Here is a 19,503-nt window from a genome sequence, read left to right on the forward strand (position 1 = left end):
CCGAACCTACCGCATGGGACGGCCGGGATACCATGACTGGATGCATCCACCACGGGACCTTTCCACGCCCGCCGCGCCTGCCCCGTGGCAACGCACGGCCTCTGGCGCCAACCTGCTGGGACCTGCCGGCCAGCTGGGCGTCACCATCTTCGAAGAGATGACCACCCTGGCGGCGCAGACCGGCGCCATCAACCTCGGGCAGGGCTTTCCGGACGAGGACGGGCCGCTGGAAATCAAGGCGGCAGCGATGGCCGCCATCGAGGCCGGGGCCAACCAGTATGCGCCGGGCAAGGGCATCCTGGTACTGCGTGAGGCCGTGGCTGCCCACCAGCAACGGTTCTACGGGCTGACCCCGGACCCACTTACCGAGGTCATCATCAGCACCGGTGCCACAGAGGGGATCGCGGCAACGCTGCTGGCGTTCGTTGGCCCCGGCGATGAGGTGCTGACCTTCGAGCCGTTCTATGACTCGTACGGCGCCGTCATAGGCCTGTCCGGCGCCACCCACGTTACGGCCCCGCTGCTGGCTCCCGACTTTTTCCCGGACATGGCAGCCCTGGAAGCGGCCTTCACCGACCGCACCAGGGTGGTGCTGTTGAACAACCCGCACAATCCCACCGGTGCCGTCTTCCCCCGCCATGTCCTTCAGCGCGTCGTCGAGCTTGCCGCAAAGCATGACTGCCTCATCATCACCGACGAGGTGTACGAGCACCTCACCTTCGGCGCCAGGCACATTCCTGTGGCCACCCTGCCGGGCGCAGCTGAGCGGACCATCACCATCTCGTCCGCCGGAAAGACCTTCTCCTTCACCGGCTGGAAGATCGGCTGGCTGACCGGCCCGGATCACCTGGTGGCGGCGGTCCGCACGGTCAAGCAGTTCCTGACCTACAGCTCCGGTACACCGTTCCAGGCGGCCATTGCGACAGGCCTGGCCCTGCCGGATGAGTTTTACCAAGGCATTTCGGCCACCCTCCAGAAGAAGCGGGACATCCTCAGCGAAGGCCTCCGCGCCGCAGGATTCGACGTCTACACGACGCAGGGCACCTATTTCGTCAACGTGGACACCTCGCCCCTCGGCATCGAAGACTCCGTGGACCTGGCCCGCCGGCTGCCCGGACTGGTGGGAGTGGCCGCCATCCCCGTCCCGGTGTTCTGCCACCCGGAGGGCGCGGAACGGACACGCAGCCTGCTCAGGTTCGCGTTCTGCAAGAAAGTGGAAGTCCTCGAGGAGGCCGCTGCCCGGCTGGCGACCCTCAGCGGAAAGCTCTGATGGCGGATCCCGGCGGCACACGTTCCACGCGGTTCCTGCGGACGACGGGACAGCACGCGTCCATTGAGCCCGATGCCTTCACCGACGGCGCCTACGTCCTGAGCATCGGCGGGGCAGAGCAGTCCCACGTTAACCTGGCACACCCGGAGGAGATCTTCTACGAGTACCTGCGCCGGATCGGCCACCTGGTGGATCTCGCCGCGCCCGAAGGCCAGCCGATCACGGCACTGCATCTCGGCGCCGGGGCGCTGACCTTGGCCCGCTATGTCCAGGCGACGAGGCCCGGATCCCGCCAATACGCAGTGGAGCTGGAACGGGAACTCCTCGACTTCGTCCTGCAGCAACTCCCCCTGCCCGGCGGAACCGACCTGCACACCGTCATCGGCGATGCCCGCGACGCCCTCGTTGACCTGGACCCGGAACTTCAGTTCGACGTCGTGATTCTGGACATCTTCTCCGGTCCGGATGCCCCGGGCCACATCGCCTGCCAGGAGTTCTACCAGGAGGCCCTCGCACGCCTTGCCCCGGACGGCATCCTGATCGTCAACGTAGGCGACGAACCGGGCCTGACCCTGGTGCGAAGCCAGGCCGCCGCCATGCGCCGCGCCATGACCGACGTTGCAGCCTTCGCCGAAACCGGGATGTTCGCGGGCCGCTACCCCGGCAACATCATCCTCGCCGGAACGCAGACTCCCTGGCCCGAAGCATGGACAGCCGAACTGACGGCACGCGGCCCTCACCCCGCGAAGGTTCTGGCCGGCGTAGACCTGGACGGGCTCGCCGGCTGAGCCAGCGCAACCTGGGCCTCAGGCGTTCCGGGCCTGGTCCTGAGCCTGGCCCGGCTCCTGCTCCTGCTTCTGCTCCTCAATAACAAGGTCCGGCGCGATGGCGTCAGGCACCAAGGGCTCCGCGAACCAGAGCCGGGTTTCGCCGTACTTCTTCTCGGCAAAGCGTTCCAGGCCTGCAGGCCAGAACGGCTCCGGTGAACGCGAGGACCGCTCCACGACAACCACCGCCGCCGGAGCCAGATGATCGGCTAGTTTGCCCAGCACCGCCGACAGGGCAGGGTCATCCAGCGGATACGGCGGGTCCAGGAACACCAAGTCCCAGCTGGCCGTCTCCGCTGCGCGCTCCAGGAAGGACTCCACCTTGGACCGGTGGACCGTCACACCTTTGCGGCCCAGCACGCCGTTGATCAGGTCCGCATTGCGCTGGCACACGGAACTGGCCTTGGCATCGAATTCCACGAGGTCCACCGTCTCGGCGCCCCTGCTGCCGCTCTCCACCCCTAACGATCCGGACCCTGCGTACAGGTCCAGGACCCGGGCACCGGCAATGATTCCGAAGGCGTCAAGCCGGGAGAACAGTGCTTCCTTGACCCGGTCGGTGGTGGGCCTGGTCAGGGAGCCGGGGACGCTGACTAAGGGGGTCCCGCCTGCGGCGCCCGCGATGATGCGGCTCATGGCCGCCTCCTATCCGCGCTCAAGGAACGCCTCCTTCTCGGGGTTCAAGTACTCGTCAATGGCCTCCGCCAACCGCGGATGCCGCGCCAGGGCCGGGTCCGCTCCCACAATTTCCTGGGCGTCCTGGCGCGCCTGCGCAATGATGTCCTCGTGCTCCAGCACGCGCAACAGTTTCAGGGTGGAGCGGCCGCCGGACTGCGACGCGCCCAGGATGTCTCCCTCGCGGCGCAGCTTCAAATCCTCCTGCGACAGTTCGAAGCCGTCGGTGGTTGCCGCCACGGCGTCCAGCCGGCGCCGGCTCGGGTGCCCGCGTTCCAGGCTGGTGACCAGCAGGCACGTTCCGGGAAGCCCGCCACGGCCCACCCGGCCGCGCAGCTGGTGCAGCTGCGAAATGCCAAAACGGTCGGCGTCGAGGATCACCATCAGCGTTGCGTTGTGAACGTCGACCCCCACCTCGATGACGGTGGTGGAGACCAGGAGCTTGGTCCGGTTGGCGGTGAAGTCGGCCATCGCTGCGGACTTCACTGCGGGGTCGAGGCGGCCATGCATTGGCCCAAGCGGCACACCGGCCAGGGCCGGCTCCTGCTGAAGATGTTCGACGACGGCGGTCACCGACGCGAGCTCCCGCGCAGCGCCGTCGCCCGCCAGGTCAGCCGCGGAAGGTTCCGCTTCCCCCGGACTGAAGTCGCCGTCGTCGTCCGCTCCGATCCTGGGGCACACCACATACACCTGGTGCCCGGCGTCGATCTCCTCACGGGACCGGGACCAGATGCGGTCTGCCCAGCCGGGGTTCTCGGCAAGGCCAACCACATGGGTGGAAATCGGTGCCCGGCCGGCGGGGAGCTCGTCCAGAATGGAGGTTTCGAGGTCGCCGAAGACCGTCATGGCCACGGTCCGGGGAATGGGCGTGGCCGTCATGACCAGCAGGTGCGGCGGCTTGTTGGCCTTTGACCTGAGAACGTCCCGCTGCTCCACGCCGAACCGGTGCTGTTCGTCCACCACGATCAGGCCAAGATCGTAGAACGCGACGTTGTCGCTGAGCAGCGCATGCGTGCCGATCACGATCCCGGCCGCGCCGGATGCGGCGTCCAGCATGGACCGTTTCCGTGCGGCGGCGGGCATGGAGCCCGTGAGGAGCGTGACTTGGACGGCCACTTCGGCCAGGCTGCCCAGCAGCCCGTCCGCGGACAGCATCGGGTCGCGGGACAGGGAGCCCAGGGTCCGCCGGATGGATTCAAAGTGCTGGGCGGCGAGGACCTCCGTTGGCGCCAGGAGCGCAGCCTGTCCGCCGGCATCCACCACCTGCAGCATGGCCCGCAGCGCCACGATGGTCTTGCCCGAGCCGACTTCGCCTTGCAGCAGCCGGTTCATGGGGCTGTCCTGCGCAAGTTCGGCGGCCAGTGTTTTGCCGACGGCGGCCTGGCCGGCGGTGAGCGTGAAGGGAAGCTGCCTGTCGAACGCCGTCAGCAGCCCGTTGGTGGCCGGGCGCCTCGCCGTGGCTTCCTCGGCCGCAAGCTGGGCACGGCGCCGAGCCAATGCCGCCTGCAGGACCAGGGCCTCCTGGTAGCGCAATCGCTCCTGGGCCTTCTTCCAGTCAGCGTGCGATTCCGGCTTGTGGATGAGCCGGTAGGCATCGGCCACCGGCAGGAAATCCTCCCGCGCGGCGACCGTCTCCGGCAGCGGATCCGGCAGGGCGTCCAGATCCACGGTTTCCAGGAGCGTGGAGATGACTTTTTGAATCGACCAGCTGGTGAGCTTGGCCGTGGCCGGATACACCGGGATAGGCATGGCGGCCAGCTTTTCGGGGTCCATGCCGGGCATGTCCGGGTCCTCGTCCAGGAGGTAGAAGTCCGGGTTGGTCAAGCCCAATGAGGGGCCGTACCGGGTCACCTTTCCGGAGAACATCACGCGCCGGCCCGGCAGGAGTTCGGCCCTTGCCCGGTGGCCGCTAAAGAAGGTGATCTTGAGCGTGCCGTGTCCGGTGCCGGGGCCTACGGCGGCCAGGCGCGGACGGCCATGGGAGGCGGCGTCATCGGTGATTACAACGTCGGTAATGGAACCTCGGCGGGTATGCATCTTGCGGGTGCTGTTGGAGAGCACCCGAGCAATGAGGGTGACCTCCTCGTCCACAGGGAGCTCGCTGATGGGCGTCAGTTCGCCGCGGTTCAGGTAGCGGCGGGGGAAGTAGTTCAGCAGCCCGCCCACTGTGGCGATGCCCAGGTGCTTCTCAATAGCCGACGCTGACCGCTTTCCGATCAGGCGCTCCAGGCCCAGGTCGAGTTCAGCGCTCATGCCCACTGGAGTTCACCGGAGCTGGTTCGGGATCGCGGGCCATGGCGAGTTCGCTGACCGAAACGTCGCTGGGTTCGCCGAGGGAACGGATCAGGTCGACCGCGGGTGCGGCGTCGGGAACGTGGACGTGAACCCGCCACCGGTAACTGCCCTCGGCATCGGCCATGCTGTCCACCTGGCTCATGATGACGGACTCACCGATCTCGTCGAGCCGCTGGCGGAGTGTGGCCGCGCTGAGCGGCGAAAGGCTGATGGTGCACATGACCTCAACGCCGTCGTCGTCCGGCATATCAGTGTGAATGTGGGGGTCCTGGACGTCATAGCCGTGCAGCCCGTCGAGGAGTTCGCTCTGGAGTTCTTCGCCCAGGACGGCGGAGCGGAGGCAGTCGAGGATGAGCAGCATGCCAACGCCCCCGGCATCGACCACATGCGCGGCTTCCAGGGCGGCCAGCTGGCTCTCGGTGCTGACAACTGCCTTGAGCGCGCCGTTGACGGCAGCATCGAGGGCTTTGCCCAGAGCTAGGTTGCTGTCGTCGCCGTTGTGTCCGGCGTCCACTGCCGCGGCGGCGCGGGCGGCGGCTTCCATGACCGAAAGCATGGTGCCGGGTACCGGATCGCTCAACGCGGACCAGGCCCGGATCTGGGCGCGGTTCAGTGCTGCGGCCAGGAGGGTTGAGGTCAGCCGGGTGTGACCGGCCAGTGGCTCGGCCGCGGCGCAGAGGAAGACCGAGAAAAGGGTTCCGGAGTTGCCGCGGGCCTGCTCCATCGCGGCCCGGCCGGCGCGCCCCAGCACTGCTCCGACATCCGCCTGGCCGGGATCAGCAGTGACTGCCGCGTCCTGGCCCGCCGGATCGCTGCGCACGGCACGGGCGGCCGCCCGCACGGTGAGGTAAAGGTTGGTGCCGGTGTCACCGTCCGCCACAGGGAAGATGTTGATGGCATTGAGGCGGTCGCTGTGGTTGGCAATGGCGGTTTCAGCCTTGTCCAACCACCGCTTCATCGCTTGCGCGTTGGCGGCAACCTTAGTCTGCAAAGTGATCCCATCCCCCGGTGCCAACGGCGTGGCCCGCAATCGTGACGCCCGGAGGTGTGGAGCTTCCCGGGGCTTGTACTGAGCCTATCGCAGTGAATCCGGCAGGCAGCTGAACGCCGGCCGGGAATGTGGCCAGCAGCCCGTGGTCCTCTCCCCCGCCCAGCACCCAGGCCATGGGGTCAGCACTGAGAAGGTCCGACGCCGGACGCAGGGTTGCTGCGAGAGGTTTCAGTGCCGCGGGGTCAAGGTCAAGAACGACGCCGCTGGCGGCGGCGAGGCGGCCGCCGTCGCGCACCAGACCGTCAGAGATATCCAGCATGGCGGTGGCGCCGGCCCGCGCTGCGGCCGGACCGGCTGCGAGGGGCGGCATTGGTCTGCACTGGCTGTCCATGAGCTGCTGCTGTTCAGCGGTGAGCATGTCCGCCGGGACGGCGCTCTCGAGGAGGGCGAGCCCTGCCGCGGCCCGCCCGACAGTTCCTGCCAGGGCAACAGTGTCCCCGGGGCGGGCGCCTGAGCGCAGCACCGGCGGGAGTCCGTCCAGGGTCCCGACGACGGCCACCGTCACCGCTATCTCCCGGCCGCGCCCCAGATCTCCGCCGGCGACGGAACAGTCAGCAGCGCCGAGCCCGATGATGCCGGCGGTCAGCCCATCGGCGAAGCGTTCAACCCATTCGACGGGGGTGCCCGGCGGCATGGTCAGGCTGACCACCAGGGACGTGGCCACGCCGCCCATGGCGTTGATATCGCTGAGGTTCTGCGCGGCGGATTTCCAGCCGACGTCGAAGCCCGTGGTGCGGTACCCGTTGGGCCACTCGAGGCGGAAGTCCTGGTCCTGGGTCTGGGTATCGATGGAGATCAGGGTCCGGCCGTCCGGGGCGAACACCAGCGCGGCGTCGTCCCCCGGACCCAAAAGGACGCTGGAGCTGTGGTTCAGGCGCGGGAAGATCCGGGCAAGGAGCTCGGACTCGGAGAGCGCGGCGACGGTCAACTGTTCTGCAGGCACAGCTCTACGCTATCGGCTGGGGCCGACATCCAAGCACCGCACCGGCACCTAGACTTGCAGAGTGCATCAGAAGGGGACCATCGCCGCGAAGATCTTTACCGGCACCCTTTTTGGCTTGTTCGTTTTATGGTTCACCGCATGCTTGTTGCTGTTTTGCGTCACGTCGCCGGCTTCGTCGACGCCTCCCGTGGACGCGGTCATCGTTCTGGGCGGCAGCAGCGGGGAGCGCCTGCCTGTTGCCCAGCGCTTCGCCGCCGACGCGGGGGCACCGGTTTTGGTGGTGTCCTGGACGGACACGCCGGGAAACATTTCTGCAGACGCCCTATGCGGGGAGGCTTCCTTTCCCAGTTCGTCGCTGGTCTGTTTCCGGCCGGCTGGCATGGATACCCGCAGCGAGGCGGACGTGATCGGGAAGTTGGTGGAGGCCAATGGCTGGACCTCGATAGCGGTGGTCACGTCCTCCTATCACGTGCCCAGGTCAGAAGCGCTGGTCCAGCAATGCACGGGCGCCCAGGTGTCCATGGTGGCGTCCCAACCCGACCTCGATTCAACGGAGTGGCTGCGGCGGTTTGTGATCGAAACTGGCGGCCTGATTGATGTGAATCTGTACCCGGAGTGCGGTTCCTAAGATGCTGGATGCAACAATTGATGCCAGCCCGGCTGAGCTCCAGCAGGGTTTGCTAAGCGAATTACAACCAGTCAGCGTGATCAGGTGAGGAGGAGCAATATGGACGAATCAAAGGACACTCGCCCGTTGATCGCCGCCCCGCGACACCTCAAAAGACGGCTCTTTCACTCCGAAATCCCCGATACGCTCCTGGTTCGAGTTGCGGACCCTTTTCCGCTGGAGGCAGCCCCCACCCGGGCACTCAAGCGGCCGGCCGGAACCGCTTCCGCTCGTCTCCAGGCAATTGGACGCAAACGGGCTGTCGCGCTAGTGGTCGTGATATTTGTCTCGGTCAGCATTCCCGCACTGTTTTTCGCCTTAATTCTTGCTGGCTAAAGGGAACTAGGCCGGATTATTGCGATCACGATCGCCAGCGTTGGTAATGCGGGAGGACCCGATTCAGCGATTCATCGCCGGTTCACGTAGCATCGTTGCCGTCGTCCACAAATTTTCGGGGGAACACCTATGCCCAGCATCATGCCGATATTCGGCACTCGACCCGAGGCCATCAAGATGGCTCCGATCGTCGCCGCACTCCACGAGTCCGAGCTCTTTGACTGTGTTGTGACGGTCACCGGCCAGCACCGCGAGATGCTGGACCAGGTCAACGAACTGTTCGGTATCGTGCCGGATCATGACCTGAATATCCTGCAGCAGCGGCAGTCGCTCTCCGCCATCATGACGCGGACCATCGACGGCTTGGACAAGCTCTTCGCCGAGAAGAAGCCGGACGCCGTGATCGTGCAAGGCGATACGACCACGTCCACCGCGGGCGCCATCGCGGCTTTCTATCACGGGATCCCCGTTGTACACGTCGAGGCCGGGCTTCGCAGCGGCGATCTCTTTTCGCCTTTCCCGGAAGAGGCCAACCGCAAGATAACGAGCCAAATTGCGAGCCTCCACCTTGCTCCCACCAGTGTCAGCCGTGCCAACCTCCTCGCCGAAGGCATCAATGCCAAAGACATCGTGGTCACCGGCAACTCGGTCATTGACGCGCTGCTGACGACCGTCGGCAAGCAGATCCCCTTCACCGATCCTCAGCTCGAAGAACTCGCGGCTAGCGGCCGGAAGGTTCTGCTGGTGACCACGCACCGGCGTGAGAACCAGGGCGATGCGATGCGCGGTGTAGGCCGGGCCTTGGCACGAATTGCGGACGCAGAGCCTGACATGGTGATCGTTTTGCCGGCGCACAAGAATCCCGTTGTGCGCGAAGCCGTGCTGCCTGCCCTCGAAGGCAAGCCGAATGTCATTGTCACTGAGCCCCTGGCATACGGTGAATTCACGCGTATGCTCTCGCTGGCACACATTGTCCTGACGGATTCGGGCGGAGTGCAGGAAGAGGCCCCGAGCCTTGGCAAGCCCGTCCTCGTCATGCGGGACAACACCGAACGTCCGGAGGCGGTCGACGCCGGAACGGTGACTCTGATTGGAACGGACGAGGAGCGTATCTTCAAGGAAGTTGAACGGCTCCTGCATGATCAGGACCACTTCGATTCCATGGCCAACGCGGTTAATCCCTACGGTGATGGCAAGGCCTCCGAACGCACCGTCGCCGCAGTAGCACACATGCTAAAGCGCGGAAACAGAATCGCCGAATTCAGTCTTTGACACGCGGCAAGCCCTGGGGTTTAGACGGGCTTCTCGCATCAGGACCGGGTAGAGACTGGAGAACTTTTGGTGCCGATGAATTTTGACCTCATGAGGGAAGCTGTAGCGTTTCAGCTCCCCCACGCCTCAGATGAAACGGCCCGATCGCGCGCAGAAAGGTTCTTCCGAGACGGAGAAATTGTCAGCGCAAGATTTGGAAATCTAGCCTTCAACGGCGGTGAAATCTGGGCTGACACAACGAAACGTTCCCAGGCGCGATTTGTTCACGGGTTCCTGTTCTTTTCAGACTGGCACGGGACGGTGCTGAGTGATCCTGAGGCCTCGCCGGATCACGCGGCTTTCGCCATAAAGGTGGCCCGCAGCTGGGCAGAGAACTACAGCGACGGCACACGGATCCCCGAAGTTTCGCACCATGACGAAACCACGGCCCAGCGGCTTATCCAACTAACGGCGATGCTCACGCGGCTGGAAAACCTCGTATCCGACGACGACTACAACTGGCTGTCAGCCCTGGCCTTGGACACGGCTAGCCTGCTGGCGACAAACGATTTTCATGCCACCGGTAACAACCACGGAATGTTCCAGGACATCTCGCTGCTCTATTTTTCCGTCATGTGCGATTTCGTCTCACCCCACGAGCGCGAAGAGTTTTTTAGGACCGCTACAACGCGGCTGTATTCATACTTTTCGACGTCGTTCACTTCAGACGGTGTTCACATCGAAAACACACCGACCTATCACCTGATGGTGTCTAAGTATGTCCACGGAGTGTTGGAAATTCTGTCCCAGGTCGAGCATATTCATGCCGAATATTACAAGTCACTGCTCCGGAACGCTGCCGAATACGCAACGCACGCGCTCATGCCGAACGGAATGTATCCGCCAATCAGCGACACGACTCAACAAGTGGAGACTCGTGCGGCGCGGCAGAATATCTTTGACAGCGACGAATTCGCTTATGCCGCATCCGCTGGACGAATGGGATCGAAACCCGGGCAGCGAACGTTGGTGTTGCCTGACTCTGGATACGCGATCTATCGAAGCTCGTGGGGAAATCCCAATGCTACCTTCGCCTTCTTCAGCGCGGCTTACAACGCGAACTACCACAAACATTCCGATGACCTTAGTCTGTTCCTACGCAGCGGCGGAGTTGATCTGCTGTCAGAGGCCGGTGCCTACGGATACGATTACAAGGATCCGCTGACTAAATACGGCTACTCGTCCTATGCACACAACTGCATTGTGGTCGACGGCATATCCCTACCGCGTACCGACGGGTTAGCTCACCTCACCACTCTGGAGGCACATGAGGTGCGCGAGGACGGCTACCGCGTGACCGGATGCACTCAGCGATGGGGGGATACATCTCATTCCAGAACCGTCAGTATCCAGGAGCGAGACGGAATTCCCACCCTCGACGTGTCAGACACGATTGAGAGTCAAAAAGAACACAGCTACGAACTGCTCTGGAATCTCGGCACGGATGTTGAAGCCGTTGTCCACGGGCAAGGTTTTGAACTGTTCCACGATGGCCGCAAGGTCATGGATCTCCAATTTGATGCGAATGTCCCCACCAAAGTCTCTCTCCATAAGGGAGAAGAACGACCGAAGCCCCTCGGTTGGCGCTTTCGGCGCTTCGGTGAAGCTGTACCGGCTCCGGTCGTCAAAATCTCATTCCAAGGCAGTCACGCTCAACTTGAAACGCGCATCCGTTTGGCCGACTTTAGTTATCTCGACCGAGGACTGAACGACAGCTCGAATACCTGGCGTCGCAGCAGCGGAAACGTAGGGTTGAACTACCTCTCGGTACCGGCCAGCTCAGTGTCGGGACAGGGAAAGCTCGCCGTCGTCTTTACTGCTATCCACCAGCCGGGCGACTTCACTTTCAACTACAAGAAATCCGTTGATGCAGCCGGTGTTCATGCCCTGTATATCCTTGACGACTTTGGGGACCAAGGATCCTATTATTTGGCTGACCACGGCGACAGGTCCATTTTTGCCGCCACCCAAGCGCTCATTGCCCATGAGCTGGACCGCCTTGGCCTCACCGCCAAGGACCTCATCACGGCAGGATCCTCCAAAGGCGGGACCGCAGCTATACTCCACGGCATAGCAGCCGGTGCCGGACGCGTCATCGTCGGTGCACCACAGGTCAAGATCGGCTCATTCCTCCAGGCCCCGCACCCAAACATTCTTCGATTCATGATGGGCGATACCGGCGAGGACTCGGTGAGCGCTCTCGATGCTGTTGTCTTCGATGCCATCGACGACATGCTCGAACCCACCCGACTGTCGATTTTGGTGGGCGAGGCAGACCACCACTACAAGAATCACGTTTTGCCACTGAAGTCTTACGCTGAGAGCCGTCAGAAAGAACTGGACCTCACGGTTCTGCCGGGTCTCCCCCACGCCGAAATCGGAGCGGTGTACCGGCAGTTCCTCACTTCGAAGATCCACCAGGAGATCGCTGAAGCAGGCGAAGGGGCAGTCCCGTTCACATTCCGGCGTTCCGGCGAGGATCCGGCGGCGCTAAGCCTTGACGTCCTGATGCCAGCTGGCTGGGAGCTTGCATCCCGCCTGTATCGTGGCGCTGAGTCCGTCGCTCGAATCCCTTACGGCACTGACAGCACCGCGCTGTGGAAGGGAATACCCGCTGGCCGGTACCGGGCCAGAGTATTCCTGAGAAACCCTGAGGACGACTATGTCCGTGCATTCACCACGCCGTGGGTGGCGCTCCCCTGACTTCACCCCTCGTCAAGGCTGCTTTAGTAGGCAGAGGTAGTAAGTGCCAAATTCTGAACCTGGGGCATGGATAGCTTGACGATTGTCAACGGCTGACCGTCCGGTCCGTTCTCCGGGGCGGGTACCGCCGTGAGGGAGGCCCCAGTCGGCACGCCAGCAAAACGGAGCACGAGAGTCTGTCCACTACGCCGCAGGACCGCCCGGTCAGAGCCCAAACTCACTGAGGCGTCGGTGACCCACTGCCAAACGAGGTCCAAGGGCTTGTCCGAACGAATGGCATCTTTGATCACCATGGCGGTAAGTCCATGGTTCACGGTGCGGGTTGCCAGGGTCGAGCCCGGGAACGCTTGCCGCAGGTCCGCTACAGCACTCGACGTAGTCGGCATCGTTACGGGGCCGCTTGCAGTGGTTGGCTGGTTGGCGCCCTGTACCATCAACGTCGAGTGGGCGGATGTGCCTGGCTTCCAATACGTCCAGCGCGTTGGTTCCGAGTAGTAGCCCGGTGCCGCGCCGTCCGGGGTGCCCGGATCGATCGACCACTGAACACCGCGGCGAAAGAACGAGACTGTTCCCAGATCAAGATGAGCGTGGTTGGCGCTATTCACGCCGCCCTTGAGCGTCGCTGTACTTGCTGGAAGTTGGAGGGCAGCGAGTCCCGTCAGCCAATAGACCGCAGATTTTTTCGGCGGCACCACACTAGCCGGCGAACCCCACCACATGAGATAGGCATCGGGCTTTTGCCTGAACTTTTCTGCAACCCATGCCCCCACGGCTGGGTCGTTCCGAACATGTGCATCCCAAGCAGGCATCAGCGGACTGAGCTCGGCGGGACTAGCGTCGGCGAATGGCGTTGGCCGGTTGTCAGGATCTGTGCTGTTCATGGCATAACCGGAAACTTTCGCCAGCGTTGGCATCTTGACCGGGCTCGCTGTGTACGCATTAGGCAAGGTGGAATAGAGCACTGATATTGCCCGGCTTTGGTAGGTCCAATAACCCGGGCCTTCCTGAGAACCACCGTCGGTGGTAATCAATCCAAGTGCCGGCTGTATCGAAGTAAGGGACTCCTTTGCGAGGGCAGCGGCCCGCGCCGGAGACTTCTTGAGAAAGACTGCGGTGGCTACAAAATTGGCTGCGTTATGAATCGCAGCGATGTTCGTAGCTGCATCCACGAAGTTTTCACCATCGGTTTGCAAACATGTCTGCGGCCCGAGCCATCGAACGAGTACGGTCTCCTCCATGCCGCTCGACTTGGCCCAATCCACTGCTGTCGCCGCCGCCAGTAGCAAATGGGAGGACGAGAGGGTGTCCATGCCCTCGGGACCGGCTGAGAGTATTTCCTTGGCTTCCGCGGCCAGGACGCTTCGGGAGGCGCTGTCGGAACCGGAAAGCCAGCCATATCCCAAACGGGCCACGCGTGGTACATAGGCATCGCGAAGTTCCTCCAACGGCATGGTCCGAGCCGCTTCTGCGGTTGCGGACCGAAGCATCTGGGCATGCACAGACCCCAATGCGGCATCTGCTGCCTGCCGGGCTTTCGCATCGGCTACTAGTTGTTTAGACGTGCCAACGCCAGGACCGTCGGCAGGAAGGGCAGGGGCGAATGAACTGCTCGCCGAGGGCAGTGCGCAGCCGCCCGGGAATCCGACCCAGCCCGGAACCGCCGGAATAGGTCCTGTGCCGTTTTGCAACGTCGAGAGCCAAGGCTCAGACTTCAAGTCAGGCGCCGGGACTGCTTTCCCGATAACACCCAACTGGACGGCCGTGTCAGCCGCCAGCTGCGTGGTAAAGGCACTGGTTCTTTCCTTTGATCCAGAATAGGTGCCGAGCGTGATGCGGGCAGCCGACAAGTCGCTCAGGGCCTTAGTGGCGACGCCCTGCTGCGCATTTCGAAGATCAACCAAGATGGAGAGCTGTCCGGCAGCTTTGAGGACTGTCGCCGCCCTTGTAGCCTCGTCCCGAATTCGTGCCGCGACGGTGTCCATCGCCTCCTGAGTCATCGCCACGGTCAGCTCATCGCCGGCAGCCTTAAGGGATGCGGTGCCTGACGCTATTGCGTGCTTGACCGTGAGGGCATTCCTTCTGGCAAGCTCTGCCACAAACGGACGGGCGTTCGCATAGTCCCTGCCGGCAGTGTAAGTGATCTGGCGTAGGGCGGCACGCTGCTCGCTGAGGGTCGCAGCCGATGCCGGACCAGCAAATAACGTACTCGCCAGGATAGCTAGCGCCGTGCCCGTCGCTGCGGGGCGAAGCGCTCCCCTAAACCAGCCCGTCGCCGCACCACCGAGGCCATGGAACCAAAACAGAATTCTCGGCGATTCCACTGGCTTTCCTCCATGGGGATAAGGGATGTGCAAACAAAGCGAACTTCCGGGCCCGAGCCCATATATTCACCCGCGCAGGCAAGACCCGCACGCCAACATAGTCTATTTCCTAAACGTCCATCGTGGGCGGTAGTTTCGCGCAGTTTTAGCAAAGGATTCTGCGCCACAAGCAAGTTGAATCCGGCATACGCCCCGCGTCACTGCGGGTTTCTTTGGGTCGTGCTGAGCGCATACCTATCGGGGAAATTACGTCGGCGCCGAATTCCTCGGTCGCCCTGTCATTGCAAAGGACGAGATAGCCCAGGGACCCATTACGATCGGTCACGAGGCGTATGACTGCGAATACGCACGGTCTAAGGAAATTCACGCTCGCCATCGGAACGCAATCCACCCAGATTCAGTCAAGGGTCGGGGCTGTGTCATCGACCAGAATGTGACGCTCGGTGGACGAGCTTGACGTAACGGGACTCCGATCATTGGCAACAACGTACTTGTCGGCGCCAATGTGGTTCTGCTGGACGAGATCCAGATAACTGCGTGGTCGCTGGAGTTCCAGCTCGAATAGTCAGCAGGGACATGGCACGCTACACGGATTACACAGCTCGCCCGAGCCGCCGCTGGACCCCTGAACCCTGTCCTGCGGGCGTCATGTGCAGGACAGGGTGAGCCGCTACCCCTTCGGAAACACCGGGTTGGCCACGCCGTCACCGAGGATGACACTTGTAATTGCTGCCAGCACGTCTCTCGAGTCGAACTGGGAGACAACGTAATCCTGTGCCATCCCCGAAGCGTGGGCCCATGAAACGTCGTCCAGCAAACCGACAAATTCGGCCAGTTCGCCCGCATCGGCATGAAGCCAGCTTGTCGGGTAGATCTGATCAGCGCCCGGCCACGCGAGGCTGGCAGGCAGCGCGCCGGAGGCGGCACCATCCGGCAGGGTCAGGTGGAAAGATTCAAAGTCGCTCAACGACAGCACCACTCCGATTTTGCGATACCAGGCAGCCATGTCGTCGCCCTGGGCATCAAACGTGACCGCGCCAACGAGAAGCGGGTCAGTTTCGATTCGCCGGTACTGCTCATCGTAGAACGACATTTCCTCGGGGCGATTCGCCATCCAAGCGAAATCTTCTGGCCGCTTGCCCTTGATGAATAGTTGGTAACGGTGGTCCTGCATCCGGAGAAGCCTCAACACATCCAAGGCCTTATCCAGCCGTTTGCGAGCAGGTACAATTCCCACAAACCCAAGATTGAATCTGGCGTCGGCAACCTTGTCCTGCCTAAGCCGCACCGAGTCCACCGCGTTTGGAACTACACAACTGATGTCTCGTGGAACATTGTGATCGCGGACGGCCACCTCGAGGATATGCCTTCCGACGAAAACCACGCCGTCCACACTTGCGTAGGAGACATCCTTAACGAAAGGTCGGAAGATCTCTTGGAGATGAATTCGGGTGACCAGCCGCTGGTTCGAAGATTTGTTCTTTGAATACCACACGGCATTTCCGAGCGTCCATTCACAGAAGATAACATCTGCTTGGGCAAGCAGGCGCCGACTTTCGCCTTCATCGTGTTTGTTGTGATCCAACCATTTGTCGATCAGGACGCTATGCCCCAGCGCCTCAAGTTCTGCAATGATGCCGGCGGCAAATTTTAGGTCGTGCCCTGCAATCAGTACGTTTCTTGGCTTGCTGAGCGACAGCACCGCCGATAGCTGTTCCATTGGCACGAGTTCCCGCCGGAGGCAAAGCGGGCCGTCATTTGGCCGGTCCTCGAGGGCCGTGAGCAGCGGGCCTCCCGACACCGCCGAGCCACGACGGGCTAGCCCGAGGCCTGGAATGTCCAGGTCGTCACTCGATATTCCGACGGCACTCCAGGTACCAAAGGTGGTGGCAGTGAGCATGTCCTCAAATACCGTTCGATCGCCATGTCCGGTTCCAGGGAAACCAATAAACGGGATCCCCTCCGCCTTTGCCAGCTTGGCGGCGTCGGCGAACCCAGCCACAATCTCTACGGCCATTTCCGGGACCATTCCGCCATCTGTGGAGTAAATCCGAACGGGTTGCACGGTCTGCATCGCGATTACTGAGGCAATTTCGGGAGTCACGGTATCAATGAAGACCGAATACGAAGGCATCTCTGGAGCTTCCACTATTAGTCCCGCGGTGCGAAGTACGTAAGCCAGCCGGTGTGCCGCGGTATGCCCCCGGTGCACATGCCTGTAGGCGAGCCACGCGTCCCTTATGCGCGCCGGCTCGTTGTTCATCCATTCAGTAACCAGCAGGTCCAATTCCTCTGAGCCGTCGATGACTGGCACAAGTCCATTCATGACATGTTCAACGCCAATGCCATTGCCGCTCAGAACGGCCGAGCCGGATGCAGCGACCTCCATGACGCGCCGGGAGAACATCGTAGGTGAGCCGTCGACAGAGTTAACATTTATGTGCACAGGATGCGATTTGTAGGCATCAACCATTTCAACGTAGCTCAGCCCACCACGCACGTATCGGGCCAAATGGTTAGGGAATCGGTAGGGACTTTCCGGATTTAGGTGCTGCCTGTCGTAGATCGACAATCCGTGGTTTTTGGCAACATCAAGGATCATGGTCAATTCTTCGGACCGTGCCTTATATCTGTCGCCGTAATACGAGCCAGCGTAGGCGACGGAGTGATCATATGCGCGGTCAGACGGAACGATGTTATGTAACCGGGGCTGGGCATAAAAGGAAAGGGAGGCCACAGTTCGCTGCCGGGGACCGGCACCAGCTTTGTACCGGCGGATGCAGTCCGAATCTGTCGTGAATACGTGGTCAAAGTGGGCCGCAGTATGGCTGAACCTGTTGAAGTGCACCGGATCTTCCTTATTCCAGAAGATCGTAGGGACTCCCACGGCGTTGCAGTGTTCCAGTATGGCCCTCAATGTGGAGAAGCGCTCGTCGTCATAGTAGCCGACCTTTTGCTTCCACTCGCCGTCAACGCCCTCCCAAGCAGACTCCACGAGCAGGGCATCCAGCGGCCGCGCATCTATCTGCTGGCGCCACGAGTCTGGACGGAGCTCGACCATCGTGGATTCGCCGCGCATCCCCTCTAGAGTGAATTCGTCGGCAATAATTCCGACGGTCAGTTCCGACAATCGCCGTCCTGCAGGAGGTGCTGCGCGGTTGCCGGCCCGCCCGTGCGCCTCGACTGCTTTGCCGCCGGTGGACCTCCATGTTCGTTCGTCAATCGCCCATAGCCGGGCCCGTCTGCCCATCGAGGCCCGACGCCCGGGATCTCGAGCCAAAACTGTGATGGCCTCCGCGAGGGAATGCGGATTTCCGGCTTCTGAGAGCAAAGCACGAGCCTGTCCCGGGCCTGCAAGATCGCGCAATGGGGCGAGGTCGCTGAGGATCAAAGCCTTGGCGCTTGCCATTGCTTCGAGAGGCTTCAGCGGCGAGACCATTTCGGTAACCGGTAACCTTCTCCGGGGGCAGGGCATGATGTCAAAAAGACTGACATAATTTGGAATTTCTTCGGCCGGCACTCGACCGGTGAACTTGACTTTGTCATCGATTCCGAGTTGAACGGCCAGCCGTTTGAGCTCACGCAATTGAACGCCGTCTCCGACGATCACTAACGTAACATCCAGGCCGTCATGCAGGACGATTCTTGCTGCCTCCAGGAGATCCTCTAGTCCCTCATAGGCGACAAGGCTTCCGGTGTAGCCGACCACGGTTGTCGTGTCTGCAAGCCCAAGTTTTCGACGTAGCGATTCAAGAGCGGGCATCGGAGCAAACATATCCGTGTCCACCGAATTCGGCATCAGGCTGATGGCGGATGAATCAACCCCGCGCTGCACCAATTCGTCGCGCACCTGGCTGGTTATTGCCAAGACGAGATCGGCTTCCGTCGCCACCAGGGTTTCAAGTCGGAGGGCAAGTTTGTAGCGGTCGGTTTCTGCCCAGAGCGGGTTGTTTGATAGCTGTGTGATCTCCCAGAGACCGCGCACTTCATAGACGAAAGGGATGCCAAGCCTTCGAGCCGCCATAAGCGCGGGGAGCGCCGTCACATAGCTGGATGCGGACTGGATTAGCGAGACTCGATTGCGCTGGGCCTCGCGAACATAGACGTCGACGGACTCCGCCAGATAGTAGTCGAGGCGGTCAGCGGTCCAGCTTGGTCCTGGATTGAAGATGTGCGTGACGCCGCTAATCTCACGTTCGAAGCGTTTCTTGGAAGAAACCTCAACGTCGACTTTCGAATCCCACGGGTACCCGGGGCGCGCCACAACCAAGACGTCTTCGCCGTTGGCCTTGAGTCCGCCGACGACACCGCCGGTTCGTGTCGAATAACCGTTGCTGTTGAAGTGTCCGGTGCTGTGAGCGCAGTACATGATCCGGTTGCGCTCCGCGGAGTACCCGGCGTTGGGTTGCCGAGGGGAGACGAAGTGCTCCCGGGTCAGCAGTTCGCGCTGTCCAAGAATATTTTGTACTAGCGCGAGTTCAGAACCAGCCAAGTCTCCGAGAAGCCCTGCGTTCTGCATTATGAACTCTGCTGGTTCCAGGATCGCCCCCCTGACGAAGTAATCGTGTGAGATCAGCTTGAGCGCGGCGGCCTTGGAGGGTTGCGCCTCAAACTCACCGACGAAGTCTTCGCGCCTGACAAGCGTGGGTGTCTCGGCTTCGACCGGTTTGGGCGGGGCGGGCCGGTCCACGGCCCCGGGTGCCAATGAGAGCTGGGCCGACTTGGGGGTGCTCCGGGTCGGCGTTCTCCTGTCGCCAAGTGCGCGCGAGAGACTCCGTGCGGGGGCAAGGATTGCCTGCCCGACACGGAGGCTCTTGGAGGAGCGGAGCGCTTTCAGCGCTGATTTGAGTCTGTTGCGGTCATCGTTCGCCGACTTCAGCTCAGCTCGGGCATTGTCCCGAGCCCTTCGCATGGCGCGGAGGTCTTTTTCAAGAACGTCCACCTGTCGTCGACTTTTGGCTTCCTGGGCCAGAAGTCGCTCATAATCCTGGATGACGGCGTCAATATCCTGCAGATACCGCTTGCGTTTGGCCAATATCACGGTCGCCAGCTGGGCGACTTCATCTGCATACTTCAAGGCTTCACTCCGTGTCCGCGCTGGGCA

11 protein-coding genes are annotated in these 19,503 nt (G+C 62.2%); 5 read left to right on the top strand and 6 right to left on the bottom strand.

Going from position 1 to position 19,503, the window contains the following annotated elements; genetic code table 11:
- Nucleotides 1-40: 40 nt before the first annotated feature.
- Nucleotides 41-1,270, top strand: a complete 1,230-nt coding sequence (locus tag ACZYZ4_RS05015; RefSeq protein ID WP_463858741.1) for an aminotransferase class I/II-fold pyridoxal phosphate-dependent enzyme — start codon at nucleotides 41-43, stop codon at nucleotides 1,268-1,270.
- On the top strand, nucleotides 1,270-2,058 hold the full coding sequence (locus ACZYZ4_RS05020) for a spermidine synthase (protein ID WP_463858743.1): 789 nt from the start codon (nucleotides 1,270-1,272) through the stop codon (nucleotides 2,056-2,058). The genes ACZYZ4_RS05015 and ACZYZ4_RS05020 overlap by 1 nt, the downstream gene beginning before the upstream one ends.
- An 18-nt stretch (nucleotides 2,059-2,076) precedes the next feature.
- Here the strand turns inward: ACZYZ4_RS05020 and rsmD are convergent, their stop codons facing one another.
- From rsmD to thiL, 4 genes are read right to left on the bottom strand one after another with little or no spacing between them, the layout of a single operon-like run.
- Nucleotides 2,077-2,733: a 16S rRNA (guanine(966)-N(2))-methyltransferase RsmD gene (rsmD, locus tag ACZYZ4_RS05025; protein WP_463858745.1), complete on the bottom strand. Its 657-nt coding sequence runs from the start codon at nucleotides 2,731-2,733 to the stop codon at nucleotides 2,077-2,079.
- Between the two features lie 9 nt (nucleotides 2,734-2,742).
- Nucleotides 2,743-5,025, bottom strand: coding sequence for an ATP-dependent DNA helicase RecG (locus ACZYZ4_RS05030; RefSeq protein WP_463858747.1), 2,283 nt, complete (start codon nucleotides 5,023-5,025; stop codon nucleotides 2,743-2,745).
- Complete coding sequence (locus ACZYZ4_RS05035) at nucleotides 5,015-6,025, bottom strand: DAK2 domain-containing protein (protein WP_463858748.1); 1,011 nt, start codon at nucleotides 6,023-6,025, stop codon at nucleotides 5,015-5,017. The genes ACZYZ4_RS05030 and ACZYZ4_RS05035 overlap by 11 nt, the downstream gene beginning before the upstream one ends.
- A 22-nt stretch (nucleotides 6,026-6,047) precedes the next feature.
- Nucleotides 6,048-7,061 (bottom strand): thiamine-phosphate kinase, encoded by a 1,014-nt coding sequence (thiL, locus tag ACZYZ4_RS05040; protein ID WP_463858749.1) that lies wholly within the window; start codon nucleotides 7,059-7,061, stop codon nucleotides 6,048-6,050.
- A gap of 61 nt (nucleotides 7,062-7,122) precedes the next feature.
- Between thiL and ACZYZ4_RS05045 the strand changes: the two genes are divergently transcribed.
- The 3 genes from ACZYZ4_RS05045 to ACZYZ4_RS05055 all read left to right on the top strand — a co-directional run bounded on the left by ACZYZ4_RS05045 (nucleotide 7,123) and on the right by ACZYZ4_RS05055 (nucleotide 12,078).
- On the top strand, nucleotides 7,123-7,689 hold the full coding sequence (locus ACZYZ4_RS05045) for a YdcF family protein (protein WP_463858751.1): 567 nt from the start codon (nucleotides 7,123-7,125) through the stop codon (nucleotides 7,687-7,689).
- A 504-nt stretch (nucleotides 7,690-8,193) separates the two neighbouring features.
- Nucleotides 8,194-9,336 carry a non-hydrolyzing UDP-N-acetylglucosamine 2-epimerase gene (gene wecB / locus ACZYZ4_RS05050; RefSeq protein ID WP_463858753.1) on the top strand — a complete coding sequence of 381 codons (1,143 nt, stop codon included), beginning with the start codon at nucleotides 8,194-8,196 and terminating at the stop codon, nucleotides 9,334-9,336.
- A 75-nt stretch (nucleotides 9,337-9,411) separates the two neighbouring features.
- Complete coding sequence (locus tag ACZYZ4_RS05055; protein WP_463858755.1) at nucleotides 9,412-12,078, top strand: heparinase II/III domain-containing protein; 2,667 nt, start codon at nucleotides 9,412-9,414, stop codon at nucleotides 12,076-12,078.
- A gap of 23 nt (nucleotides 12,079-12,101) precedes the next feature.
- Here the strand turns inward: ACZYZ4_RS05055 and ACZYZ4_RS05060 are convergent, their stop codons facing one another.
- Nucleotides 12,102-14,399: a heparinase II/III domain-containing protein gene (locus ACZYZ4_RS05060; RefSeq protein ID WP_463858757.1), complete on the bottom strand. Its 2,298-nt coding sequence runs from the start codon at nucleotides 14,397-14,399 to the stop codon at nucleotides 12,102-12,104.
- Between the two features lie 670 nt (nucleotides 14,400-15,069).
- Complete coding sequence (locus ACZYZ4_RS05065; protein WP_463858759.1) at nucleotides 15,070-19,476, bottom strand: glycosyltransferase; 4,407 nt, start codon at nucleotides 19,474-19,476, stop codon at nucleotides 15,070-15,072.
- Between the last annotated feature and the right edge of the window lie 27 nt (nucleotides 19,477-19,503).

It is taken from the genome of Pseudarthrobacter adonitolis (assembly GCF_055412845.1).